This window comes from Gelidimonas diazotrophica (assembly GCF_055694025.1).
The window spans coordinates 2905568-2930709 of sequence record NZ_CM146349.1; the positions used below are offsets into that span (position 1 = coordinate 2905568).

The 25142-nt window shown below is 59.0% G+C and carries 20 protein-coding genes; 6 read left to right on the forward strand and 14 right to left on the reverse strand.

All coding sequences use genetic code 11. The annotated features are described in order from the left end of the window. Positions 1–18 precede the first annotated feature (18 nt). From glyS to KGFNPO_RS13520, 4 genes are read left to right on the forward strand one after another with little or no spacing between them, the layout of a single operon-like run. Positions 19–2100, forward strand: coding sequence for a glycine--tRNA ligase subunit beta (gene glyS, locus KGFNPO_RS13505; protein ID WP_472631762.1), 2082 nt, complete (start codon positions 19–21; stop codon positions 2098–2100). A gap of 15 nt (positions 2101–2115) precedes the next feature. Then, complete coding sequence (gmhB, locus tag KGFNPO_RS13510; protein WP_472631763.1) at positions 2116–2715, forward strand: D-glycero-beta-D-manno-heptose 1,7-bisphosphate 7-phosphatase; 600 nt, start codon at positions 2116–2118, stop codon at positions 2713–2715. Between the two features lie 25 nt (positions 2716–2740). After that, a complete protein-coding gene (locus tag KGFNPO_RS13515; RefSeq protein WP_472631764.1) occupies positions 2741–3484 on the forward strand; it encodes a lysophospholipid acyltransferase family protein in 744 nt (247 codons plus the stop codon). 33 nt (positions 3485–3517) lie between these two features. Beyond that, positions 3518–4288 (forward strand): M48 family metallopeptidase, encoded by a 771-nt coding sequence (locus tag KGFNPO_RS13520; protein ID WP_472631765.1) that lies wholly within the window; start codon positions 3518–3520, stop codon positions 4286–4288. A 200-nt stretch (positions 4289–4488) separates the two neighbouring features. Here KGFNPO_RS13520 and KGFNPO_RS13525 read toward each other — a convergent pair whose 3' ends face one another. From KGFNPO_RS13525 to KGFNPO_RS13550, 6 genes are all read right to left on the reverse strand, one after another. After that, on the reverse strand, positions 4489–10041 hold the full coding sequence (locus tag KGFNPO_RS13525) for a hybrid sensor histidine kinase/response regulator (RefSeq protein WP_472631766.1): 5553 nt from the start codon (positions 10039–10041) through the stop codon (positions 4489–4491). Positions 10042–10091: 50 nt separating this feature from the next. After that, a complete protein-coding gene (locus KGFNPO_RS13530; RefSeq protein ID WP_472631767.1) occupies positions 10092–12305 on the reverse strand; it encodes a methyl-accepting chemotaxis protein in 2214 nt (737 codons plus the stop codon). Between the two features lie 64 nt (positions 12306–12369). Beyond that, positions 12370–12951 carry a chemotaxis protein CheW gene (locus KGFNPO_RS13535; protein WP_472631768.1) on the reverse strand — a complete coding sequence of 194 codons (582 nt, stop codon included), beginning with the start codon at positions 12949–12951 and terminating at the stop codon, positions 12370–12372. 10 nt (positions 12952–12961) lie between these two features. Next, positions 12962–13327, reverse strand: a complete 366-nt coding sequence (locus tag KGFNPO_RS13540; protein ID WP_472631769.1) for a response regulator transcription factor — start codon at positions 13325–13327, stop codon at positions 12962–12964. 2 nt (positions 13328–13329) lie between these two features. After that, entirely contained in the window at positions 13330–13752 is a 423-nt protein-coding gene (locus KGFNPO_RS13545) for a response regulator (protein ID WP_472631770.1), read from the reverse strand. A 187-nt stretch (positions 13753–13939) separates the two neighbouring features. Next, positions 13940–14092, reverse strand: a complete 153-nt coding sequence (locus KGFNPO_RS13550) for a rubredoxin (RefSeq protein WP_472634483.1) — start codon at positions 14090–14092, stop codon at positions 13940–13942. Between the two features lie 83 nt (positions 14093–14175). On the opposite strand from KGFNPO_RS13550, the gene thiD reads away from it, so the two are divergent. Further along, positions 14176–15003 (forward strand): bifunctional hydroxymethylpyrimidine kinase/phosphomethylpyrimidine kinase, encoded by an 828-nt coding sequence (thiD, locus tag KGFNPO_RS13555; RefSeq protein WP_472631771.1) that lies wholly within the window; start codon positions 14176–14178, stop codon positions 15001–15003. A gap of 85 nt (positions 15004–15088) precedes the next feature. After that, positions 15089–16372, forward strand: a complete 1284-nt coding sequence (gene hemL / locus KGFNPO_RS13560; RefSeq protein ID WP_472631772.1) for a glutamate-1-semialdehyde 2,1-aminomutase — start codon at positions 15089–15091, stop codon at positions 16370–16372. A gap of 158 nt (positions 16373–16530) precedes the next feature. On the opposite strand, the gene corA is transcribed toward hemL, so the two are convergent. The 8 genes from corA to mpl form a co-directional block, all read right to left on the reverse strand. Then, positions 16531–17499, reverse strand: coding sequence for a magnesium/cobalt transporter CorA (gene corA, locus KGFNPO_RS13565; RefSeq protein ID WP_472631773.1), 969 nt, complete (start codon positions 17497–17499; stop codon positions 16531–16533). A 300-nt stretch (positions 17500–17799) separates the two neighbouring features. Further along, positions 17800–18495 carry a monofunctional biosynthetic peptidoglycan transglycosylase gene (mtgA, locus tag KGFNPO_RS13570; protein WP_472631774.1) on the reverse strand — a complete coding sequence of 232 codons (696 nt, stop codon included), beginning with the start codon at positions 18493–18495 and terminating at the stop codon, positions 17800–17802. A 12-nt stretch (positions 18496–18507) separates the two neighbouring features. Next, complete coding sequence (aroE, locus tag KGFNPO_RS13575; RefSeq protein ID WP_472631776.1) at positions 18508–19326, reverse strand: shikimate dehydrogenase; 819 nt, start codon at positions 19324–19326, stop codon at positions 18508–18510. A gap of 16 nt (positions 19327–19342) precedes the next feature. After that, complete coding sequence (locus KGFNPO_RS13580) at positions 19343–20266, reverse strand: TonB C-terminal domain-containing protein (protein ID WP_472631777.1); 924 nt, start codon at positions 20264–20266, stop codon at positions 19343–19345. A gap of 70 nt (positions 20267–20336) precedes the next feature. Next, positions 20337–22412, reverse strand: a complete 2076-nt coding sequence (locus KGFNPO_RS13585) for a ribonuclease catalytic domain-containing protein (RefSeq protein WP_472631778.1) — start codon at positions 22410–22412, stop codon at positions 20337–20339. Positions 22413–22557: 145 nt separating this feature from the next. After that, the gene (locus tag KGFNPO_RS13590) at positions 22558–23142 is read right to left on the reverse strand and encodes a chorismate--pyruvate lyase family protein (protein ID WP_472631779.1); all 585 of its coding nucleotides are present in this window, start codon (positions 23140–23142) and stop codon (positions 22558–22560) included. Beyond that, the gene (locus tag KGFNPO_RS13595; RefSeq protein WP_472631780.1) at positions 23142–23720 is read right to left on the reverse strand and encodes a YqiA/YcfP family alpha/beta fold hydrolase; all 579 of its coding nucleotides are present in this window, start codon (positions 23718–23720) and stop codon (positions 23142–23144) included. The genes KGFNPO_RS13590 and KGFNPO_RS13595 overlap by 1 nt, the downstream gene beginning before the upstream one ends. Further along, positions 23717–25099: a UDP-N-acetylmuramate:L-alanyl-gamma-D-glutamyl-meso-diaminopimelate ligase gene (gene mpl / locus KGFNPO_RS13600; RefSeq protein ID WP_472634484.1), complete on the reverse strand. Its 1383-nt coding sequence runs from the start codon at positions 25097–25099 to the stop codon at positions 23717–23719. Before mpl ends, KGFNPO_RS13595 begins: the two co-directional genes overlap by 4 nt. Positions 25100–25142 lie beyond the last annotated feature (43 nt).

Below are 25142 nucleotides of genomic sequence, written 5' to 3' on the forward strand. Positions count from 1 at the left end.
CGGGAGGATGGCAAAAAAATGAACCAGACACTGTTAGTCGAACTGCTTACCGAAGAACTGCCGCCGAAAGCGCTGGCCAAACTGGGCGCTGCGTTTGCCTCCGGAATTCTCAACGGCTTGCGCACCCGCGATTTTCTCGACGCCAGCGCAGTCGCCACCACCTTTGCCTCGCCGCGCCGGCTGGCGGTCACGATCACCCAAGTGCGCGCCACGTCACCGGACAAATCGATCCGCGAAAAAGTGCTGCCGGTAGGCGTCGCGCTCGATGCCAGCGGCCAAGCCACCGCGCCACTGTCCAAAAAACTGGCGGCGCTGGGCTTCCCTGAGATCGGCATCGATGCGCTGGAGCGCGCGCCGGACGGCAAGACGGAAAGCTTTTTCTACACCCACACCGCACGCGGCTCGGCGCTGCATGGCGGATTGCAGGCAGCGCTGGACGAATCGATCGCCAAGTTGCCGATTCCTAAATTGATGAGCTATCAGCGCCCCGACGGCAGCACCGTGCAGTTCGTGCGTCCGGTGCATAAAATTGTCGCACTGCACGGCAGCGCAGTGGTGCCAATCGCAGCCCTGGGCCTGGCCGCCGGCGCGCAGACGCTGGGCCATCGCTTCCTGACGACGGGCGAAATCAGCATCCCGAACGCCGACAGTTACGCCGCCACGCTGGAAGCGCAAGGCAAGGTCATTGCCGCCCCTGCTGCACGCAAAGAAAAAATCCGCGCCGCGCTGCTGGACAAAGCAGGCGACGACCGGGTGCTGATGCCGGAAACCCTGCTCGATGAAGTCTCCGCGCTAGTCGAATGGCCGGTAGTCTATGAATGCCATTTCGAGCCGCAATTTTTGAGCGTGCCGCAGGAATGCCTGATCCTGACGATGCAGACCAATCAGAAATATTTTGCCCTGACCGATAGCCACGGCAAGCTGCGCTCACGCTTTCTGATCGTCTCCAATATCGAAACCAGCGACCCGCAGCACATCATCGGCGGCAACGAGCGGGTGGTGCGGCCGCGCTTGTCGGATGCCAAATTTTTCTTTGAGCAAGACCAGAAAAAAACCTTGGCCGAACGCCTGCCTGGCCTTGCCAACGTGGTGTATCACAACAAACTCGGCACCCAGGCCGAACGCAGCGAACGCGTCAAGACGCTGGCAGGCCAGATTGCACTAGCACTCGGCGCCGACGTAGCACTGGCGGAACGCGGCGCGCTGCTGGCGAAAACCGATCTGCTGACCGACATGGTGGGCGAATTTCCTGAGTTGCAAGGCATCATGGGCACCTACTATGCCCGTCACGACGGCGAGCACGAAGAAGTCGCGCTGGCCGCCAGCGAGCATTATCAGCCGCGTTTCGCCGGCGACGCCTTGCCTGCGACCCCAACCGGCACTGCGGTGGCGCTGGCCGACAAGCTCGAAACTCTGGTTGGCATCTGGGGCATCGGCCTGCACCCGACCGGCGACAAGGACCCGTTTGCGCTGCGTCGCCACGCGCTGGGCGTATTGCGCATGTTGCTGGAAAAACGCCTGCCGCTATCGATCCATACGCTATTGTCAGATAGCGCCGCACTATTCGCCTACAACCCGCATTTCAAGCTGGCGACCGCGGATATCACCGTCTTCCTGCTGGATCGCTTGCGCGGTTTGCTGCGCGAGCGGGGCTTTACGCCCAACGAAATCGAAGCAGTGGTAGCGCAAAACCCGGACACGCTGGACAACATCATAGAGCGCCTGGAAGCGGTGCAAGCCTTCGCCGCGCTGCCGCAAGCAGCGTCGCTGGCGGCAGCCAACAAGCGCATCACCAACATCCTGAAGAAAACCGACATCGTGCCCGGCCAGGTGCAACAAAATTTGTTAAGCGAAGCCGCCGAACAAGCATTGCACGCCGCCATGACCGCGTTGCAGCCGCAGGTGGACAACGCATTCGCCGCCGGCGACTTCACTCTCACCCTGAAGTTGTTGGCCGAGTTGCGCGACGACGTCGATGCCTTCTTCAACTCGGTGATGGTGATGGCCGACGACCTGCAACTGCGTAACAACCGCATCGCGCTGCTGGCCGCATTGCACGCGATGATGAACCGGGTGGCGGACATTTCAAAACTGGCTTAAGCGAAAGATTTGGCTATGAAACTGATAATCCTCGACCGCGACGGCGTCATCAATGTCGACTCCGCCAATTTCATCAAAACAGCCGACGAATGGCAACCGATCCCCGGCTCTCTGGAGGCGATCGCGCGCTTGAACCAGGCCGGCTACCAGGTGGTGGTCTGCACCAATCAGTCCGGCATTGCGCGCGGCTTGTTCAACATGAATGCGCTGAATGCGATTCACCAGAAAATGCACATGGCAGCGCAGGAAGTCGGGGCTGAAATCGATGCGATTTTCTTTTGCCCGCATGCAGCCAGCGACAATTGCGACTGCCGCAAACCGAAGTCCGGCATGTTTTTAGAAATCGCCAGGCGCTACGAAGTCAGCCTGAAAGGCATTCCCAATATCGGCGATTCGCTGCGCGATTTGCAAGCCGGCTTCAATTGCGGCTGCATCTCGTATCTGGTGCTGACCGGCAAAGGCACAAAAACCCAGCTTGATGACGGCCTGCCGCCGGACACCCTGATTTACCCGGACCTGGCCGCAGCAGTCGATGGCTTGCTGGATGCGACTGCAGCTACTGCAGCCTCCACGGCCGCCAATAAAGACGCCGCCGTAATTCCGCCGCTGGCCTAAATCTTCCCCTTTTTTTGGAGACACGATGTTACGCAGCACCACCTTGTTTTTGCGTTCACTGTTTTTTGTATTGGTCATCCTGCTGGTGACGCCGGTCTGGGCCTGCGTCTGCCTGCTGGCCGCGCCGCTGCCGTATAACCGGCGTTATTACGTCACTTCGCGCTGGAATGTATTCGCCATTTGGCTGGCAAAAGTGGTGTGCGGCATCCATTACCGCTTCAAGGGCTGGGAAAACCTGCCGGATGCGCCGGTGATCCTGATGCCCAAGCATCAATCGGCCTGGGAAACGATTTTTTTGCTGTGCATGATGCCGCGCCCGCTGGTATTCGTATTCAAGAAGGAACTCCTGTACGTGCCGTTTTTCGGCTGGGCGCTGGGCTTGTTGCGGATGATCCCGATCGATCGCAGCAGTGGCAAGAATGCCTTACGGCAAGTCGTCATGCACGGCAAGAAGCGTTTGGCCGATGGCCAGTGGATCATCATGTTCCCGGAAGGTACGCGCATCGCGGTCGGCAAAAAAGGGCAATACAAGAGCGGCGGCTCCCGGCTGGCGATCCAGACCAAGGCGCTGGTGGTGCCGATCGCGCTCAATTCCGGCGAATGCTGGCCGAAGAATGCATTCATCAAGCAACCCGGCACCATCACGGTCTCGATCGGGCCGCCGATTTCGCCCGAAGGCCACACTCCGGATAGCCTGCTGCAACTGGTGGAAAACTGGATCGAAACCGAAATGCGGGTTATCTCGCCGGCGGCTTACGCCAGTAAATGATTTCAAGGAATGACACCGCGGGATAGCGGCGCTATGCCACTCCACCCCAAGACCGTGCAGAAAATCGACCAGACTACCGTGCTGCGCAGCATTGCCATCGACGGCCAGTTGCTGGAATATGGATTGCGCCGTTCCCAGCGCCGCTCGATCGGATTCCTGATCGACGATCAGGGACTGCGCGTGAGTGCGCCAAACCGGCTGTCCGTGGCCGCCATCGAAAATGCGATCCGCGACAAGCAGGGTTGGATCAACAGCAAACTGCAACAACGCCGCGAGCGTGCGCTGCAGTCGCAACTGCAGCCCCAGCTGCCGTGGGGCGACGGCAGCTTGCTGCCTTATCTCGGCGCGCACCTGACGCTGCGGATCTGGAATACCAAAACCGCGCGGGTCGATTTCGATGCGATCAAAGGCGAACTGCACCTGCATCTGCCGGCAGACACCAGCCAGCAACAATTGCAAATTCACTTGCAGCGATGGCTGCAAACGCAGGCCAGGCGGCTGTACGGCCAGCGCTTGCCGCACTACGCTGAAAAACTCGGCGCGAGCTACCATTCATTCGGACTAAGCTCGGCCAAAACCCAGTGGGGTTCCTGCACCTCGCAACGGAAAATCCGCATCAACTGGCGCCTGATCCACTTCCCGCTGGAGCTGATCGACTATGTGATTGCACACGAACTGGCGCATCTGCGCGAAATGAACCACAGCCCGCGCTTCTGGGCCACGGTGGCGTCGATCTATCCCGAATATGCGGCAGCCCGATACCAGTTGCGCGAGCAGGCGCGCATTATGCCGCCATTGTTTTAATACGGCAGGAGACGGAGTAACGGTAGGAGCAGGGTTAACGCAGCGCCAGGGCAGCACAATACGCCGCCAGAACAACTATGATAAATTGAAATATCATGGAGTATAGGCAAAAAGCACCGCATCGCCGCATTATTTAATTGGCCCGTAAAAAATACATACCAATGTATATTACCGGCCACAGATATGACGCAGGTACCATATCAGCCCACCGGCAGCGCTGGCACGATATGGGCGGCAATCGCTTGCAACAGCGCATCTTCCTGATACGGCTTGCCGAAGTAGGCGTCAACCCCCAGTTCCATTGCGTAATTGCGATGCTTGTCGGCGGTGCGCGAGGTAATCATGATGATCGGGATCTGGTGAGTGCGCTCGTCGCTGCGCACGTTGCGGGTCAAATCGAAGCCATCCATGCGCGGCATTTCGATATCGACCAGCATCACGTCCGGCGTGATGGTCTGCAACTGCTGCAATGCATCCACGCCATCCTTGGCCAGTGCGACCTGATACCCTTCGCGCGTCAGCAGACGCTGCGTCACCCGGCGCACCGTCAATGAATCATCGACCACCATCACGATGCGCTGCGTGCGCAAACCCGATACTGGTTGCGTCGCCTGAGCGTCGATCCGACTGGCCTGCGGGTCGGACAGTTCGGACAGTTCGGCCAACTCAGCCACAGCGCCCAAGCCGCTTGATGCCAATCCATCGGACCGCGTCGGGCGCTGAGCCCGCTGGTCGGCCCGGGCCGCACGCAATGCCAGCGCCACCGGATTGAGGATCAGCACGATTTCGCCGCTCCCCAGCACGGTAGCGCCGGCAATCCCCACCATCCGCGCCAATTGCGGGCCGACATTCTTGACCACCACTTCACGGTTGCCGAGCACCTTGTCGACATGGATTGCCACCCGGTCATTGCCACTGCGCAGGATAATCAGCGGCGAATACTGCGAATATTTTTGTGCCAGCGGGGTCGCCGCATCATCAGCCAGCAAGACCGACAGATTGTGCAGTTCCACCCGCTGGCCCTGCCAGACTATGCCGGCTTCGTTGTAGGCACTGGCCAGCGCCTGGCTTTTCAGTTGCTGCACTTGCTCGACCAGCGCCGAAGGCAGCGCATAGGTTTTGCCGCCGCTCTCCAGCAAAACCACCTGGGTCACGGCCAGCGTCAGCGGCAAATGAATCGTGAAACTTGCGCCCTGCCCGGCTACCGAACTGATCGCCACCCGGCCACCCAAGGCGGCCACCTCTTCGTGCACCACGTCCAGGCCAATACCGCGCCCGGCCAGCGCGGTAACTTCAGATGCGGTCGACAGGCCGGGCTGAAAGATCAGATCCATCGCATCGGCGTCGGAAATCGTGTCATCCATGCTGAGCAGGCCGGCGCTTCTGGCCTTGTCGCGAATCCGCGCCAGGTCGAGCCCACGGCCGTCGTCAGAAAACTGGATCACGACTTCATTGCCTTCCTGGCGTACCTGCACCAGCAATTCGCCGGCGTCAATCTTGCCCAGTGCGCGCCGCTGCTCGCGCGATTCAATCCCGTGCACAATCGCATTGCGCAGCAGATGCTCGAACGGCGCCGCCATTTTTTCCAGCACGCTGCGGTCGATTTCGACTGCAGCACCGCTAATCTCAAGATTGACCCTTTTATCTACTTCCTTGGCGGCTTGCCGCGTGACTTGGTACAAGCGCTCGGCTACGCTGGCAAACGGCACCATGCGCACCAGCATCAGATCTTGCTGCAAATCGCGGGTCAGGCGCGCCTGGTTGCTGAGGTTGGTGCTGGCGTCTTCTACCGTGCGCGTCAGGCTTTGCTGCACGCTGGCGACGTCATTGACGCTTTCGGCCATCATGCGGGTCAGTTCCTGCAGACGCGTGAAGCGATCGAATTCCAGCGGATCGAATTCGCGGTCGCCCGATTGCGGCATCAGCGACATGATCTGCGATTCAGCCTGCATCTCGATTTCGCGCAACTGGCTGCGCAAGCGGCTGACGTTTTCAGTCAATTCCGACAATGAGCCGCGTAAGGTGCCGACCTCGGTTTCCAGCCTGGAACGCGAAATCGAGACTTCGCCGGCCTGGTTCACCAAGCGGTCGATGATGTCGGCGCGCACCCGTACCAGCGGCGCTTGCAGCGCAGCGGGAGATAGCAGCGGCACGACTAGCAGCGGCGCGACTGCGGGCTGGACAGTCAGCGCATTGCCGCCATGTTCAGCCGACGCCTCTGCTGCCACTACAGCGGATTCGACAGCCGGTGCCGGATGCTGCAACTGCTCAAACAGATGCAGGCTGTGATCGTGACTGGCCAGCAGTTCGTCCAGCGCCAGCGCGCCCGGCGAGCCGGCCTGCATCAGTTGGTCGATGCGGGTTTCGATGTCGTGCGCATGCTGTCCCAGCAGCATCGCGCCAGCCATACGCGCACTGCCCTTGATGGTATGCAGCGAACGCAGCAATGCTTGCGGCAATCCGGCGTCAGTAGGCGCTTGTTGCCAGGCGCGCAGCAAGCGACCGATTTCCGGCAGCACATCACGTCCTTCCTCGATGAATACCGGCAACAGGTCGGCGTCAAGTGCATCCTTGACCTGCAGTGCAGCGTCGCTGGCAGCATACGCATTGGCAGCGCCCGGTTGCACCCCGGCGTCGGCAAGCAAGGCTTGTACTTGTTCTTGCTGCACCGGCAAGACTTCCGGCGCTGCCGGCGGCGCAATTTCTACTTCCGCACAGCGGTCCGCTGGTCCGCGCCGCTGTCTAAGCAAGCGGTGCAGGCTTTCCAGTAGCCGTATTTGCGCCAGCGGAAGCGGCGGCATCTCGCCCAGGGCGAAGGTCTGCAACATCGACTTGCAATGGGCTACGCATTGAGCGAGAGCGTCGAACTCTTCGGTCTCCAACAAGGCCGGTTGCCGCGCCAGATGCTGCAACAGTTTCTCCAGCGCCCGCGCCAGATCGTGCAATCCCTTGAAGCCGACCGTGGCTGAACTACCGCACAGCGAATGCGCGGCATTGATCGCTTCCGGACTGACTGCGCGCTGGGTTTCATGCCGCCATTCGGAAAAATCGTTCGACAGCAAACGCACAATTTCATCGGCTTCGGCCAGATAAATAGCGTGCAATGGAACACTGATCTCGACATCGCCAATTTTCTTGACGGTATCGTCCATCCGCGCATCCATCGCAGCGATGGCCGGGAACTCGATTACGCTGGCAGCCTGCTCCGGCTCGGGCGCTGATGCGTCCGGTGGCTGTTGCGCGCGACTGATTGTTTCGGCATCATCGCTGCGCTCTGCAACCGGCTGCTGCGTTTCGCACGGCTGGCCTGCATCCTGCGGCAGCTTCAGCTTAGGTTCCAGTTCAAGATCGAGATCGAGATCGAAGTCGAAATCCACGGCCGACAGCGGCTCCAAATCAGTAGCCCCAGACCGGGTCGGCAATATTGCTGCGACTGCTGAAGCCTCCGGCAAATCGGCGCTTGCAACGGCGCACTGGGCGATGGCCGGCAATTCCAGCGCCTGGCCGGTTTTCACGCGTTCGGCCGCCTGTACCAGCGCGTCTGCAGTGCGCCCGGAGTGCCCGTGCAACTGGATTTCCGCCACCCACGTCTGCAACTCTTGCACTGCCATGTCCAGCAACGCGTACAGATCGGCGCTGGCGCTGCGCGCTTCGGACAACCAGAGATTCATTACCTGCTCGATACTCCAGGCGGCGTTGCCGAACACGCTTAAGCCGACCATGCGGCCGCTACCCTTGAGCGTGTGAAAGGAGCGCCGCATGGTAGCCAGATGTTCCTGGTTATGACTGTCCTGACGCGACTGCGGCAAGGTCTGATTCACAAAAGCCAGCACTTCTTGCGCTTCAGAAATAAATATCTCCAGCAGTTCAGCGTCAATTTCACTGTCGGTTGCCGCCGCCTCGACCGGAACGGCCGGAGCCACGGCAGCCACGGTAACTACAGCGGCAGCCGCGCTTGTCACGCCCACCGGAGCCTGCGGCGTGGCGACCGCCGCTGGGCCAATTTTCTGAAACAGGTTTGCATGGAAAATGCCATCCTGCGCATTGAAGGTGAAATGGCTGCGCGCGGCGCGCGGATCTGCCGCCAGCATTTCCAGGAAAAACCCCAGCGCACCGACGTTTTGCGCCACATCCTGATACGCCTGCCGGTCGGTCGGCGCGTGGGACGGGCTTTCGGCAAAACCACGCACCACGGCCTGAGTATGCTCGACGGCGCGCATCGCATCGTTCTGGTCCAGGATGGCCAGCGCACCGGCAATCTGGTGCAGCGCCGGCTCCAGATTGCGCAGCAATTCTTTTTGGGCTGGATTGAAAAAGTATTCCTCCAGCGATTTTTCGACCTGACGCAGATTGGCCTGCATTTCGGTCGCCAGCACGCACAGAGTCTGTCTCTGCTGGGCTTGCTCGGACAATTCGTCGAGCCATTGCGCACCCGCGCCAGGCACCTCTCCGGCGACAATTGCAATCAAGCGGCCGGACAGCGCATCGGCACGCCCGGAAAAATCGGCGCCCAGATGGCTGATGTTATCCAGTGCATATTCGACGAATAACAAGCCCGTCGCCATTTCCAGGCAAATACTGTGCTCCGGGCTGGAATGCGCGGCATCGCGGGCGATGCCGTTAAGTTCGCGCAATAATTTGGCGAGTGAGGATGAATTCAGTTTTTCACCGGCCACGGCCAGTGTTTCCATTGTGTGCATGAAAGATTCGGCAAAACTGGCATCGCCAGCGGCGATCCGGCTCCACATGCTTTTGGCCTGTGCCAATCCTTCCTTGGCGGTACGCAGCGCCTCGAGATCGATTTGGCCGTAATACCGCACTGCGTAATCGGAGGGAATCGGCGCTTCGATGCGATGCGTAGCGCGTATCAATAGAGCTGCGGCAGAAGGCTGCTCGATCTGCGCGATGAAAAACAGGGCATCGCGCATCAGGCTCTCGGAAGTACTCGGGGAACCCTGTGCCAGATGCCGGATCTGCAGGTTGAGCAAAGCAAACAGTTGCTTGACGAAGTGCCCGATGGGGATCTGGCCGCAACATACTGCTTCGGCAAAGCCGTGCATCACCCACCAGAATCTGCGCACTTGCGATTCGGTTTGCGCCTGTTCTATTTCTGCAATAACTGTGCACATGGCTGCTGCGCTATCGGAGTCAGCCGGCGCAGCGCCATTTTTAAGAAATGGCAACAAAGCCATCTCGAACCGCCGCCGCAAACCGGCATACGAGGCAGCCGATGCCGGTTGCCGCATCTGGTCCGCATCCATGGCAGGCAATGCGAGCGGATCAGCCAACTGCGGAAAGAACAGGTCGGCGGGATGGATGCGCGCTGCGCCAAGCGCCTCCAGCACGGCCTTGTGATAAGGGTACAGGCGCACCGCTTGCTGTGGCGCGCCAGACAACACATCCTCCAGATACTCCAGCAAGGCTTGGTAAGCATCGCCGACGATGTCGGCATGGCTTTGCGTCAACGTAATTTGGGCCGCCGCCAGACGCTCCAGCAATTGTTCGATGGCTTCGGTGACGATCGTCACGCCATCGAGATCCACCATTTGCAAGGCGCCGTGGGCTTGATGCAAATGGGTCTTGGCATGGTACAGCGAGGTTGTTCTGGACTCGGCGTCCTGTACCACTGCATCTTGCAGCGCCATTTTGGATCGCCCCAGCGCATCGCGGATTTCACCTATTACCCAGGATAAAGGGCCGGTATCGGTCTCAACCGGCTGATCGTTCGGGTACGCGGAAAAAGGGATGGTCATGCTTGTCTCGCCAGTATGAAGCCGGGCACTGCCCGGCTCGAAGAAGTGGATCAGGCCGCCACGCGGAAGCGCGACACCGAGTTTTTGAGTTCTTCGGCCAGCACAGACAGTTCCTGGATCGACTGCGCGGTCTGCTGCGTGCCGCCTTTGGTCTGCTCGGTCACCGCGAGGATGTGCTGGATGGTTTGCGCCACGCTGTTGGCAGAGGTCGCCTGTTGTTCGGTTTCATACGAAATGCCCTGAATCAGCTCGGCCAGCCGGTTCGAGACGCGACTGATGTCGGTCAGTGCGGCGCCGGCCGCATCCGACAGTTTGGCGCCTTCCACCACGCCCTGCGTCGATTGCTCCATCGCGGCGACCGCGTCGAAGGTATCGGTCTGAATGGTGCGCACCAGCGCGCCGATCTGCTTGGTTGCCGCTCCGGAACGTTCAGCCAGGCGCTGCACTTCTTCCGCCACCACCGAGAAGCCGCGCCCGGCTTCGCCGGCCGAGGCCGCCTGAATCGCAGCATTCAGTGCCAGCACGTTGGTCTGTTCGGTAATGTCGGAAATTAACTCGGTAATCTCGCCGATCTCTTGCGAAGATTCACCCAGGCGCTTGAGGCGCTTGGAGGTTTCCTGAATTTGCTCGCGGATCTCGGTCATGCCCTTGATCGCATTTTCCACTGCTTTCGAACCCTGCTGCGCAGCTGCCACCGACTGCCGCGCCACATCGGCAGACTGGTTCGCCGAGCGCGACACATCGGTAATCTGCTCTGCCATCTGCAATATCGACTGGCCGGCATTTTCAATTTCACGCGATTGCTGCTGCGACATCAGCAGCAAGTCGGCTGACACGCTTTGCGCCTGATTCGACGCCGAAGTCACCTGTTCGGCGGTATTGGTTACCCGCCCAACCAGCAAGCGCAGCTCTTCCACGGTGTAATTGACCGAGTCGGCAATTGCGCCGGTGATGTCTTCCGACACCGTGGCCTGCACCGTCAAGTCGCCGTCGGCCACCTCCTGCAATTCATTCATCAAGCGCAAAATGGCCGCCTGATTCTGGTCGTTGCTGCTTTTCGCACGCTCTTCCTGGCTCTGCGCCAGATGCTGCTGCCGTTCCGCTTCCTGCCGGCGCGCCTCAGCTTCACGCGCGCGGCTGCGGCTATCCTGCAGCAACATCAAGGCCACCCCGGCCGCCGCGAACAAGGCCACAAAGGCGCTCACGAGCAACATCCAGAACGGCCAACCCCAATCGTCCTGTTCGGCCCGGAAGGTGGTCTGCAAACTGCCGATACGCTGTTTCAGGGTTTCATTTTCATTGAACAGCAATTGTTCGGCCTGTTTGGCTGCAATGAAATTCTGCAGATTGCCGAGAATCGAAGCAACCGATAGCTGATATTCGGCAAACACTTTTTGCAATTCGGTCAGCCTTGCGCGTATTTCCGGGTCCTTGTTGGCAGTCAGTTTGAGCACATCGCTACCGTTCAAAAAACCGTCGACAATGTCGCGGAAAGTATTGGTGTCTTTTCCCAGCAAAAAAGCGGTTTCCGGGTTGACGCCTTCGGAGGTCAGGAATTCGCCGGCACTGCGCTCCAGGCGCTGGGTCAGCATCATCAATTGGCCGGTGGTCAGGATTTCGTGCGGAGCGGCGCCGGCTTGCACCTTCAGCGCAGCAATTTGCTCGGCCAGCTCAAGCATCACCGGCGACAGGCGGTTCAGGCTTTCCAGGGTAGCGCCGAAACCTGTCAGTTCTTTCTTCAGTTTCAGGATGGTGTCGGCAGCCTGTTCCGAATTAGTCCACATTTTCAGGCTTTCCTTGATGCCGGGCACGACTATGGCGTCCGGCAACCTGATTTTCGAGCCCAGATAATTACCGCCATTAGCCAGCAATTTCAAATCCCTGCTGAGTTCGCGCCGACTGTCTTCCAATTGCTTGAACGCCTCCCGATTGCCCTGGATCGCGTTCGGCGCTGCCTTGCCGATACGCTGCGAGTGCATCAGAGCATCGCCGGCGATCTGGGTCTGGGTTGCACTTTGCGCCCAGCTGTTCACGCTGTACCAGACAAAAAATGCGCTCAACAGCAGCGCGGCGCCTACCGAAATCAGCAGCAGGCGAATTTGCCTTTGCGGGGCCAGATGGCCGATCAGGGGTAGCGTGACATCGAGCAAGCGCTCCAGTCCACTGCTGCCGCCGCTTGCCGGCACCTGGATTGCACCGAGCACCACAGCGTCCTGCTGCAGATTCTCTTCCTTTGAAGAAAGGAAAGGGTTTTTGAACGCCATGAAGAAATCTCCTATTGCCAATGAAGAGGCGACCGGCATGCGCAGCAACGCCTGCGCCGGTCGCTCATAAACCTATTTGTAAGAAGCGGGAATCCTGCACCAGCGCGGTCAGATCGACCTGCGTCCAGAGCTGGGATTGCGCATCACGGTAGCGCTGCCCAACCCAGGGCCAAGGCGACAACTCGGATACCTGATCGGGCTCGGGCGTCATCTGCTGCGGATTGCGCAGGCCCAGCACGCGCGGTACCAGCAAGCCGCCATGCAGCGACAGTGCATGCGATAAAACGATGATCCGGCACTCCGCATCAATCGCGGTGCCCGCATAACCCAGAAAGCGGGAAAGATCGATCACACCCACCAGATTGCCGCGGATGCTCGACAAGCCTAGATACCAGTCCTGCGTCAGCGGGACTTTGGTGATCGAGCGCACCGGCATGACTTCACTGGTCTGCTGCAAATCGAACAGGCAGTGCGTGTCTCCCAGCATTACGCCTAGCTGATTGAGATTGCTTTCCGTGCTGTTTTGCGCGGCTTGCACCCGTTGCGCCAGCTGCGCCTGAAATTCACGCAAGCGGGTCCGGCGCGCAAGCGGCTCCTGCTTGCCGGCGGATTGCGCCTGCATGCGAGGCATCGAAGGTTGGCTCATAAAAACAGGTTTAGCCTAGTGCAGCGATTTTGGACAACAGTTCCTGCGCATTGATCGGCTTGACCAGGTAGTCGCGCGCGCCCTGCCGCAAACCCCAGATACGGTCGGTCTCCTGATCCTTGCTGGTGCAGATGATGATCGGGATATCCTGAGTTTCCGGATCGCGGGCAATCGAGCGGGTCACCTGGAAACCGTTTTTTCCGGGCATCACTACATCCATCAGGATCAACTGCGGCTTGTCGGCCTTGATCATCAATAACGCATCGTCGCCATTCTCGGCGGTGGATACTGAAAATCCATTCTTGGCCAGGATGTCGGTAAGGAAGTAGCGCTGGGTTGCCGAATCGTCGACAATCAGAATTTTTTGAATGGTCATCTTTACATTTCCTGCTTCGAAGTTGGCTGATCTGCAGTTTGCGCGGTAAGGTCGCGCACCGTTTTTAATAAACTATCCTTGGTGAACGGCTTGGTCAGGTATTCGGAGGAGCCGACCATCGCCCCCCGCGCACGATCGAACAAGCCATCTTTCGACGACAGCATGACGACCGGTATGGCGTGGAATTTGGCGCTTTTTTTGATCAGTGCGCAGGTTTGGTAGCCATCCAGCCGGGGCATCAGAATGTCGCAAAAAATCAGCGCCGGCTGGTGATCGTTGACTTTCGCCAGTGCATCGAAGCCATCCCCGGCCAGAATCACCTGATAGCCGGCCTGCCCCAAAAATATCTCTGCGGAACGACGAATGGTGCTGCTGTCATCAATCACCATGATTTTCAAATTGCCATCCTGTAACGTTGTTGTCATGATGCCACCCCACCCAGCCAATTGGAAATTCTGCCCAACTGTAACAAAAAATGAGGTGCTTTAAAACAATACATTTCAAAGCGGTGAATTTGGGATGTTGATTTGCCACCGGACATTATTTAGGTGGCAAAATTCAGGTGGCAAGCATTGCTGGCACCCGCCAAAATAGGGCGCGCGATAATGCCGTTCAGAGTGCGACCATCTCGAAATCTTCCTTGCGCGCGCCGCATTCCGGGCAGGTCCAGTTCATCGGGACGTCATCCCAGCGCGTGCCTGCAGCAATGCCTTCCTCCGGCAAACCCTGCGCCTCGTCATAGACCCAGCCACAAATCAAGCACATCCACGTCTTGAATTCTTCTTTGTTGCTCACAGCTGACACCCCATCTAGTAAAATACAAAATCAGCTATATTAATCCCCCTGTCGTGCAAAACCAAACTTCCCCGCTCATATTAACTTTTGGCGCTTCCGACCCGGTCGGCGCCATCGGCATCCAGGCTGACTTGGCTACGTTTGCGGCGATGGGGTGCCACGGCGCATCCGTGGTTACCGCGCTTCTGATCAGCGACACCACGCGCATCGAAGACATCCAGCATATCGAAGTTGATTGGGTCATGGACCAGGCCCGCATGGTACTCGAAGACATGCCGATTGCCGCTTTCAAGGTGGGCGCGCTGGGTAACGCAGAAAACATCAGGGCGATTGCCGAAATTGCCTCCGACTATCCCGATATCCCGCTCATTCTCGATCCCTTCATTTCCCTGATGCCGGATCAGGGCATGGGAGGCGAGGACATGCTGCTGGCGATGCGCGAATTGCTGCTGCCGCAAACCACTTTGTTTCTGGCTTCCGTCACCGAACTGAACCAGTTGGCGGAAACCTGGCGGGCGCCAAGCGGAGCCGACATGCTGGCTGCTGACGTCGGCGAAACCATCGCATTCGGCTGCCAGCACCTGTTCCTGACCGGCACGCCCTGCGATTTGGGCGATGTCGCCAACACGTTATACAGTGACTCCGGCGTGGTGCGCCACGATGTCTGGCAGCGCCTGCCGGGCGCTTTTTCCGGCGCCGGATCGACTCTCTCCGCTGCGATTGCAGCGATGCTGGCCAATCGCCTGGAGGTGCCGGAAGCGGCGCTTGAAGCGCAGGAATTCACCATGGCAGCACTGTCCCACGCGCTGCGCATCGGCATGGGCAAACTGGTCCCGGATCGCTTCTTCTGGGCCAGGGAATCCGGCCTGCAACAACCTTGATCGACACTACGCAACACTATTTTCACGCTACTTTCCACCTGCTACTTTCCACCTGCTACTTTCCACCCTTAACCGACTGTTTGCCATGACCTCCAAAAACCAAGACTTATTTGCGCGCGCCCAACTGACTACGCCCGGCGGCGTCAATTCCCCGGTGCGCGCATTCCGCTCGGTGGGCGGCACGCCGCGCTTCATCACCCGCGCCGAAGGCCCCTATTTCTGGGATGCCGACGACCAGCGCTATATCGATTACATCGGTTCCTGGGGCCCGGCCATCGTCGGCCATGCGCATCCCGAAGTAGTCAAGGCGGTGCAGCAGGCGGCAGCGCGCGGCTTGAGCTTCGGCGCGCCGACCGAAGGCGAAGTGCTGATGGCCGAAGAAATCTGCCGTCTGGTGCCGTCGATCGAACAAGTGCGACTGGTATCGAGCGGCACCGAAGCCACCATGAGCGCATTGCGGCTGGCGCGTGGCGCGACCGGACGCGACAAGATCATTAAATTTGAAGGCTGTTATCACGGCCACGCCGACTCCTTGCTGGTCAAGGCCGGCAGCGGCTTGCTGACCTTCGGCAACCCGACTTCGGCCGGCGTACCGGAAGATTTCATCAAGCACACGCTGGTGCTGGACTACAACAATAGCCAGCAACTGGAAGAGACGTTCAAGTCGATCGGTCATGACATCGCCTGCGTGATTATCGAGCCGGTCGCCGGCAACATGAATCTGGTGCGCGCCAGCTCCGAATTCCTGCACACGCTGCGCCGCCTGTGCACCGAATACGGCACGGTGCTGATTTTCGATGAAGTGATGTCGGGCTTTCGGGTTGCGCTCGGTGGCGCACAAGCGCTGCATGGCATCACGCCGGATTTGACTGCGCTGGGCAAAGTCATCGGCGGCGGCTTGCCGGTGGCGGCTTTCGGCGGCCGTGCCGATCTGATGCAACAGATGGCGCCCATCGGCGCGGTGTATCAGGCCGGCACCCTGTCGGGCAATCCGGTGGCCGTCGCCGCTGGCATGACCACGCTAAAACTGATTCAAGCGCCCGGTTTCTATGAATCGCTCGGAGCGCAAACAACCAAACTGGTGCAAGGTTTGACGGCAGCGGCCAAAGAAGTGGGCGTGAGCTTCTGCGCAGACTCGGTCGGCGGCATGTTTGGCATGTATTTTTCTGCCGCGGTACCAACCAGCTATGCCGAAATCATGGCTGGCGACAAGGACAAGTTCAATCTCTTCTTCCACGCGATGCTGGACGCCGGCGTGTACTTCGCTCCGGCTGCTTTTGAAGCCGGCTTTGTCTCGGCGCGACATGATGACGCAGTAATCGACGCCACCATCGCCGCTGCACGCACAGCCTTCGCGCAACTGGCCTGATAGCGCACGAGCATCTCCAGCCCTCGACAAAGGCGCTAGAGATGCTCTTTCAGCACCATCTATACTGCAATATGTATTTTTATGTTCCGCAATAAGTTAATGCGGGAATTGCCATAAAAATACATATACTCCCTGTTTTTTATATTATCTTCCGGCACTCACCGGAGCCAGCCGCGGCGTCTGAAATACCAGAATGGCGTAATCGCCGAAGCCAGCATCAGCGTCAGCGAAAACGGATAACCGAAATTCCATTCCAACTCGGGAAACCAGCCCTTGAAATTCATGCCGTAAATGCTGGCGATCAAAGTCGGCGGCAGGAAAGCGACGCTGGCGACCGAGAAGATTTTGATGATCTTGTTCTGGTTGATATTGATCAGACCGACGGTGGCATCCATCAGGAAGTTGATCTTGTCGAACAGAAAAGAGGTATGGCCGTCCAGCGATTCGATATCACGCAAAATCTGGCGCGATTCCTCGAACTGGTCGGCATTCAGCAGTCGACCGCGCATCAGGAAACTGACCGCGCGCCGCGTGTCCATCATGTTGCGCCGGATGCGTCCGTTCAAATCCTCCTCTTGCGCAATCGCATTCAGCGTGGCAGCCGCGTCCTGATCGGTAAATTCCTTTTGCAGCACACGCCGGCTGACATCCTCCAGATTCAGGTAAATCCCTTCCAGCGCATCGGCTGAATACTCGGCGTCGGTGGCGAACAGATCAAGCAGCACATCCTTGAAATCCTCAATCGAGCCGGGGCGCGAACGGGCTCGCATGCGCACCAGCCGGAATACCGGCAAATCGTCGTTGTGGACTGAAAACAGCATGTTCTTGGTCAGGATGAAAGCCACCGTGACGCTGCGCGACGGCCCTTCTTCTTCCTCGATCAGGAAATCGGTGCGCAAATGCAGATCGCCGTTTTCCGCATCGTAATAACGTGCCGAGGCCTCGATATCCTTGACCTCGTCTTCGCCCGGCAAGGTGACTTGATAGATGCTTTTGATCCAGGCCCGCTCTTCATCGTTGGTGTCGGTCAGGTCAACCCAGACCGGTTCGATACTGGCCAGATCGGCGCGCGTGTCGATATATACCTGGCTGAGCCGGCCATTTTGCAAAACGAATGCATTAATCATAAATTCTCCCAGTCATGCCGCCGCGCCCACCGCGCGCACGACGCACATATACGCGCAACACATACTGTAACTAAATCGGATTGGAACGACCAGGCGGGCTACAAATCGCCGCCCGAACACGGTAGCGCAAAAAGAACGCGACTATAAACTGGCGCAGTGACGACCTGATGACAAGCCTATTGCACAACCTGCGGGATAAAAACAGCGCAAGTGTACTGACATCGAAACCGGCTAGCAAGCGTATTCACCGGGCCGATGATAATCTGATTTCAGCGTTGTATTTCGTTGTATTAGCTTGCTTCAAGGCAGTTCCGCCGAACCCATCCGGCGCAAAATCAGGCGGGTGCGCTGCGCCAGATATGCGGAGCCGCGATGGCTGTCGTAAAAGCGCGGATTGGGCAGCATCACCGCCAACTTTGCAGCTTGGCTGGCGCTCAGATTGGCCGCGGAAGTACCGTAGTAATGACGGGCGGCGGCTTCTGCCCCGAACACGCCGCTGCCCCATTCGACCACGTTCAGATAAATCTCGAAAATGCGTTCCTTGCTCATCCAGAATTCCAGCATGTACGTGATCACCAGTTCCTGCGCCTTGCGGAAATAGCTGCGACTGCCCGACAGGAACAAGTTTTTTGCCAATTGCTGGGTAATGGTCGAACCGCCGGCCACCACCCGGCCTTTGCGGGTATTTTTCAGATAGGCTTTTTCCAGAGCGTCCCAATCGACGCCCTGATGTTCGGCAAACAGCGCATCTTCCGAGACGATGATCGCGCGCTTGAGATTCTTCGAAATCCGCTGGTATGGCACCCATTGCTGCTTGAGGACGACGTTCGGATTTTTTTCCTGCAACTGCGCCAGTTGCGCATGCATGAAGCTGGTGGATGAAGGATTAAACACGACCCACAGGCCGATTTGCGCAAAGTAATACAGTTGCAGCAACAGGATCAGCAAGAATGGCGTCAGCAGCAGCCACCACAAATATTTGCGCAATTTCTTCATACAGACGCCAGCTCAAGCCTGCAATTGGGATTGCAGTTGCGCCAACACGGCGGCGGTATCGGGCCGCACGCCGCGCCAGAGCAAGAACGATTCCGCCGCCTGCTCGACCAGCATGCCCAAACCATCGCGCACCGCAGCGCCGTGCTGGGCGGCAAAGCGCATGAAGACGGTCGGCTGTTTGCTGTACATCAGGTCATAGGCAAAAGTGGCATGACCGAAGACGCCGGGCCTAATCGGCGGCAGCGCAGCCGACAGGCTGGCCGCGGTGGCATTGATGACGATGTCGAACGGCCCTGCCAGATCGGCGAAATCACACGCCAGAATCGGTCCATCGGCGGCGAACTGCTGCGCCAGCGCACCCGCTTTGGCGCCAGTGCGATTGGCAATCACCAACGCAGTCGGGGCCTGCTGCAATAGCGGCAAAATCACGCCGCGTGCGGCCCCGCCCGCCCCCAGCAACAGGATGCGCCGGCCGGCCAGCGGCACCCCGGCATTGCGCACGATGTCAGCCACCAACCCGACGCCGTCGGTGTTGTCGCCCACAATCGCGCCATCTTTGAACTGCAGCGTATTGACCGCGCCGGCCGCTTGCGCGCGCGCGCTCAAGCGCGTTGCCAGCGCAAACGCTTCGAGCTTGAAGGGCACCGTCACATTCGCCCCCTTGCCGCCGGCGGCAACGAAGGCCACCACGGTTTGCGCGAAACCGTCGAGCGGCGCCAGCAAGCGCCGGTAGTCGATGTCTTGCCCGGTCTGCCGGGCAAAGCGGGCGTGAATCTCGGGCGATTTGCTGTGCGCTATCGGATTGCCGATGACGACGTATTGATCAGTCATGATGCAGTCATAAAATTTAACTGGCAGGCGCGGTTAGCACGGTTTCCAGCGCTTCTTCGCGGGTGAATTTGAAGCGGGCGATGACTTCCCACAAGTCGTCCTTGCCGACGCTGCGCATATTGTCGGGAAAGCGGCCGAAAGGCGCGGAACGACGGACAATCGCCAGCGTGGCGCTGTCGAGGTCGGGGTTGCCGGAACTGCGCTCGATGCGCGGTCCGCCATCCCGCTCGAAAATGCTGCCGTCCTGGAATACCGGGATCGAGACGGTCAATTCGCCATACAGCTTCTTGCCATTTTTCTGCGGGAAATTCAGGGTGCCGATTTTTTCGATGCGTTCTTGCAGCGCCTTGTAATACATCGCATAGCCGACGCCACGCGTGCTCGGCGTGATCTGGGTGCGCTTCGGCCGCTTGTTATAGTCTTCGATATTCTTGGCGATTTCCGCCTCCATGCGCGCAATGACCTTGGCGCTGTCAAGCAAATCGGTGCCCTGCGGCTGCGGCGGCGTTTCCTGTGGTTTGCCCTTGTCTTTTTGCGCCGGCACCTGGAATACGCTGTCCTTCTTCTGCAGTTGGGTCATCAGTTTTTTTTGCTGCACTTCCAACTCCACCTGCTTGCGCTGGGCCGCCTTCATGCTCTGGCCATCCTCGGTTTTATGCAAATCCGGCAATGGCGATTTGGCGCGGCCCTTGTCGGCATTGCCGCCGCCATCCAGGTTGGCTTGCGCCAGCGCCTCAGCCTTGAGCGGTGCCTTGTCGTGACGGGCATTGACCAAAATCACTTCCAGACCGGGGTCGGCCGGCTTAAAGCGCAGCGCTTGCGGCGCGGCGAAATTCACCGCCAGCAAAGCGCCATGCAGCAGCACCGACACGGCGATAGCCAACGAGAACGGGGTAAATTTATCGAAAAATTTCACGAATAGCGGAGTATTGAGTGGCAAAGAATGGGGATTTTACGGCACCCGCCGCGCCAGCGCGACCGCATCTGAAAATGCGCATACATCACATACCTCATTCTGCCAATGCGCTCTTGTCGGCATCTGCATCTGACCCTACCTCAGCCGCGGCTTGTTGCTGCACACTGTCGCTCTCGATGGCAGCCGCTTGCTCGCCGCTGGCAACATCGGTTTCAGCCTCGGTGTCGCTCATTTCATCTTCCTCTTCCGTCACGATGCCAGCACCAGGCACCGCAATTACTTCCAGCAGGCGCGCTTCCACCGTCAAATCGACCTCGTCCCAGCCGATCAGATCGAGCCGGACTTGCGCGCCGCGCGCCATCGGCTCCGTGCCTGAGAGCCGGATCACCAGCGGAATATCGACCAGGCGGAAAATTTCATCTTTCAGCACCACAGCTTCGACCTGCCGGTTATTTTCCTGCCCCAGCCAGCGCAGGCACCAGTAGCGCTCCATGTTCGACTGAAAATCGCCGTACGCTGCATAGGCGGTTTCAAACGCCGAAACGATCGCAAACAAACTGGCATCGCGCTGCTTGAAGGGCGCCACCATCGGCGCGGTAACGCCATGTTGCACGCAAGCCAGAAGCTGCCACTGATTGACCAGATCGGTATACCGGCGCAGCGGCGACGTGCTCCATGCATATTGATCGACGCCCAAACCCTGATGCGGCGCGGCGTGCGTGACCATGCGCACCTGCATTTTTGCCGCCCAGCCATTGCCGGAGCCGCCGCCCTGAGCGCGATAAATGCCCGGCACGCCATGCTCATGCAGCATCTTGCCCCAACGGCTGTTGGCGAAGATCATCAGTTCGGCCACGATCTTGTCGAGCGGCGCGCCGCGCTTGCGACGCACCACGCTGACCACATCGTCTTCGACGTAAAAATTGAAATCGACCCGGTTGTTTTGCTCCGGCCTCAGGCCAAAACTCTCGCGCTTGGCCATGCGACCCTGTTCCAGCGCTTGCGCCCATTGCCACAACACGGCCAGTTCCGCCTTGTGCGGATACTCGCCCTCACCCGCCGCCAAAGCTTCTTCGGTGACCAAGCTATCGAGGTCGTTCAAGCGCAGATTCGACACCATTGGCACCGCTTCGGCGCGCGACTCGGTGGCTATTACCGACCAGTCCGCAGTATCGACGGTGGCGTACAAGGACAATGCCGGACGGGTTTGGCCGGCGCCCAGCGTGAAGGCTTGCACCAATTCGTCCGGCAACATCGTGATCTTGTCGCCCGGCATGTAGACGGTAGACATGCGCTGGCGCGCAATCGCATCGATCGCATCGTCCGGGCGAATCCCCAGTCCCGGCGCGGCGATATGGATGCCGATCCGCACCAGACCGTTGTCCAAGGTTTGTAGAGAAAAAGCATCGTCGATTTCGGTGGTGGTAACGTCGTCGATCGAGAAAGCCTGCACATCGGCCACCGGCAACTCCGGCATGGCAGGCACTGCTAATGGCGCGAAGCCGGTGCCTTTGGGAAAATTTTCCAGCAAAAATTTGCTCATGTGCAATTCTTTGGCGGATTTGATGCCGCCGCACGCCAGCATCAGACGCGGCGCGCTGGTGTGCAAATCGTTACAGGCGGCGTCCAGCGCTTTGTATTCGAGCGAATTTTTATCCGGCTTGAACAATAGTTGGCGCACCAGCGCTTGCATCGCATCCGGCAACTGGCCGGCTTTCAATTCCTCGACATACTGCGCCTGCAACAGCGACTGCAAACGCTTTTTCTCGATGCCAGCCTGCGCCGCTTGCAGCGACGCTTGCGGCGCAGCCTTGTAACGGCCCTTGCCTTTTTTGTGGAAATAAATCGGCGCTGCGTGCAATTTCATCAGCAAGCCGGCGGCCTCGCCCGGTGTGGGCGCATGGCCGAAGTATTCGCCGCCCAGTTCGGCAAACCCGAATTCTTCGGTGCCGGCGACTTCCCACAAAAAATCCAGATCCAGATCTTCCGCCGCCAGATGCGCTTCGGTCAGCAATTCGGCGGCGGTCGGTGATTCGAACTGCAGCAGCACATCCTTGGCCCGCACCTTGCTGCGTTTGCCGCTGGGCAATTCGACTTGATACGATTCGCCGGTGTGAGAAAGGACGTGACCGGCTTTGAAATCGCCGGATTCTTCGAAAAATAGATTCATGAATCGCTTTATGGATAAATGCTGATTAAATGCCGTATCAAACCGGCACCAGTGGCACCAGTTTATCTTAAGTAAATACTACAACATGTATTTTTAAAAACACACTATATATATGCGGAAAAGCATTACTTTAACAACATACTCCCTATAATTTAATATTACATAGAGTTGCAATCGCAGGCAAAAAGAGTTCAGTCACCAGCAGCACACCGCCACGACGCCGATACAGGCAACGGCGCGCAAACAACGGCGCAGCAAGTGCATGTGTTTGCAGCGGCGCATCAATCGCCATTGCCGCACAGGCGCGGCGCACCAGCGGATGCTGCGGATGCAAACGGGCATATTCCAGCGTGCCGCGCAACACGCCAGGGTCGCCGAACAAGGTGGTGCCCAGAGAACGCTCGCCCAGACCGCGAAACAGCGGCCACTGCGTCGCCGTTGCCTCCAGCCGCACGATGGTATGGGCAAACACCATCGGCTGACCATCGCATTGCAGCAACACGTCGCGTTCGATCACCTTGCGCGGACAGTGCAAGCCGATTGGCGCATATTCATCATTCAGGCAGACCGCCTGCCGCTGCGCCAATCGCCGCACCCGGAACTGCGTGCAGCGCGCTGTCAGTTTGGCAGTCAATGAAGCCCGGTCAGTCAGCCAGGCGCGCATCGATGGCGACGGATTGACTCCATTCGCATGCGCGACCCAGTCGGCGACGGTGCGACGACCCGACATCAGCGCGGAACCGCCACACCGCAAAACGCCAGCACCTGGCCGGCGTAGCGGGCGAAATCGGACAAGCCGTGGTCGCTACCGTTGATGATGCGATGCCGCGCCGCGGGATAATGCGCCACCATTTCCCGCCAATCCAGCACTTCGTCGCCAGTGGCGGCGATCAGAAAATAGCGCTCGGGCCGGCTGATCGACGCCACTTGCAGCGCTTCGAGCTCGGCAATATAACTGCGCTTGAATTCGAACGGGGCCTCGGTATGAAAGGCGGTTGTTACGCCCACGTACGATTCCAGATCACGCGGCGGTTTGACTGCAGGGTTCAGCAACACCGCCCGACAGCCCAGTTGTTCAGCCAGCCAGGTCGCGTAATAGCCGCCCAGCGAAGAACCGATGATGCTCAGTTCACTCGGCGGGCAGGATCGCACCAACGCCAGCGCCTGCGCCACCGCCGCGCTCGGAGAAGCCGGCAATTGCGGGCAAAGATAAGCATCGGCCTGACCCAATGCGCGCATCCGCTCGGTCAACAGTTGCGCCTTGAATGACAGCGGCGAAGAACGAAATCCGTGCAGGTACAGGATCATGATGCTGATGCATTTTGTGCCAGCGCATCCAGAATCTTCTGGTGCACGCCGCCAAAAGCCCCATTGCTCATCACCAGGATATGGTCGCCCTCTTGCGCGGCTGTCGCGATGGCCGACACCAACGCTTCCAGCGAAGCGAAAGTGCGCGCTTTTGCGCCCAGCGGCGTCAGCACTGCGGCCAGATCCCAGCCCAGCACATTTTCCGCACCAAAGCCGAAAATCAGATCGGCAGCGGCCAGGCTGCCGGCCAAAGCCTGCTTCATGGTGCCGAGCTTCATGGTGTTGGAACGCGGCTCCAGCACCGCCAGGATGCGCGCTTTGCCGACGCGTTTGCGCAAGCCGGCCAGCGTGGTCGCAATTGCGGTCGGGTGATGCGCAAAATCGTCGATTACCGTGACGCCGCCGACGCTGCCGCGCACTTCCATGCGGCGCTTGACGTTCTCGAATTGGCTTAGCGCCTCAATCGCTTGCGCCGGCAGCACGCCGACATGGCGCGCCGCGGCAATCGCAGCCAGCGCATTGAGCCGGTTATGTTCGCCGCTGAGGGACCAGCACACCGTGCCTTGAGAGTGACCGTTGAAAATCACGTCGAAACTGTCGTCATCATGCTCGCGCAAGGCCCAGCCGATGCCGAGTTCGACGCCGAAGAATTCGGTTTCGCTCCAGCAGCCGCGCTTCAGCACGCGCTGCATTGAAGCTTCGCGTCCATTGACGATCAGCCGCCCAATGCCCGGCACGGTGCGCACCAGATGGTGGAACTGGGTTTCGATGGCGGCCAGATCCGGGAAAATATCGGCATGGTCATATTCCAGATTGTTCAGGATTGCGGTTTTGGCGTGGTAATGGACGAACTTGCTGCGCTTGTCAAAGAAGGCGGTGTCGTATTCATCGGCTTCGATCACGAAAAAATCCGAGCTCTCGCCGCGCTCCGAGAGCCGCGCGGAAATCCCGAAATTCAGCGGCACGCCGCCGATCAGAAAACCCGGCGCATAGCCGGCTTCCTGCAAAATCCACGCCAGCATCGCGCAAGTCGTGGTCTTGCCGTGCGTGCCGGCCACCGCCAGCACCCATTTGTCACGCAGAATATGCTCGCCAATCCACTGCGGACCGGAGGTATACGGCAAGCCGCGGTTGAGAATTTCTTCCATCAGCGGGTTGCCACGCGAGACTACGTTGCCAACCACGAACAAATCCGGCTGCAAATTTATCTGTTCAGGACCGAAACCCTGAATCAAGGTGATTCCCTGCGCTTCGAGCTGACTGCTCATGGGCGGATAAACATTGGCGTCGCAGCCGGTGACGGTGTGCCCGGCCTCTTTCGCCAGCACTGCAAGACCGCCCATGAATGTGCCACAAATGCCCAGAATATGGATATGCATGATGCCCGCTTCAAAATGGAATGCCACGATTTTACCTGAGCGG

Bases quoted from the DNA above. Each gene is read 5' to 3' on its own strand.
- corA (WP_472631773.1), bottom strand. From the start codon at position 17,499: ATGATTAATGCATTCGTTTTGCAAAATGGCCGGCTCAGCCAGGTATAT.
- KGFNPO_RS13590 (WP_472631779.1), bottom strand. From the start codon at position 23,142: ATGTCGGGTCGTCGCACCGTCGCCGACTGGGTCGCGCATGCGAATGGA.
- aroE (WP_472631776.1), bottom strand. From the start codon at position 19,326: ATGACTGATCAATACGTCGTCATCGGCAATCCGATAGCGCACAGCAAA.
- KGFNPO_RS13525 (WP_472631766.1), bottom strand. From the start codon at position 10,041: ATGACCATCCCTTTTTCCGCGTACCCGAACGATCAGCCGGTTGAGACC.
- KGFNPO_RS13530 (WP_472631767.1), bottom strand. From the start codon at position 12,305: ATGGCGTTCAAAAACCCTTTCCTTTCTTCAAAGGAAGAGAATCTGCAG.
- gmhB (WP_472631763.1), top strand. From the start codon at position 2,116: ATGAAACTGATAATCCTCGACCGCGACGGCGTCATCAATGTCGACTCC.
- KGFNPO_RS13535 (WP_472631768.1), bottom strand. From the start codon at position 12,951: ATGAGCCAACCTTCGATGCCTCGCATGCAGGCGCAATCCGCCGGCAAG.
- KGFNPO_RS13515 (WP_472631764.1), top strand. From the start codon at position 2,741: ATGTTACGCAGCACCACCTTGTTTTTGCGTTCACTGTTTTTTGTATTG.
- hemL (WP_472631772.1), top strand. From the start codon at position 15,089: ATGACCTCCAAAAACCAAGACTTATTTGCGCGCGCCCAACTGACTACG.
- KGFNPO_RS13545 (WP_472631770.1), bottom strand. From the start codon at position 13,752: ATGACAACAACGTTACAGGATGGCAATTTGAAAATCATGGTGATTGAT.
- mtgA (WP_472631774.1), bottom strand. From the start codon at position 18,495: ATGAAGAAATTGCGCAAATATTTGTGGTGGCTGCTGCTGACGCCATTC.
- KGFNPO_RS13540 (WP_472631769.1), bottom strand. From the start codon at position 13,327: ATGACCATTCAAAAAATTCTGATTGTCGACGATTCGGCAACCCAGCGC.
- KGFNPO_RS13595 (WP_472631780.1), bottom strand. From the start codon at position 23,720: ATGATCCTGTACCTGCACGGATTTCGTTCTTCGCCGCTGTCATTCAAG.
- KGFNPO_RS13550 (WP_472634483.1), bottom strand. From the start codon at position 14,092: ATGTGCTTGATTTGTGGCTGGGTCTATGACGAGGCGCAGGGTTTGCCG.
- glyS (WP_472631762.1), top strand. From the start codon at position 19: ATGAACCAGACACTGTTAGTCGAACTGCTTACCGAAGAACTGCCGCCG.
- mpl (WP_472634484.1), bottom strand. From the start codon at position 25,099: ATGCATATCCATATTCTGGGCATTTGTGGCACATTCATGGGCGGTCTT.
- KGFNPO_RS13520 (WP_472631765.1), top strand. From the start codon at position 3,518: ATGCCACTCCACCCCAAGACCGTGCAGAAAATCGACCAGACTACCGTG.
- KGFNPO_RS13585 (WP_472631778.1), bottom strand. From the start codon at position 22,412: ATGAATCTATTTTTCGAAGAATCCGGCGATTTCAAAGCCGGTCACGTC.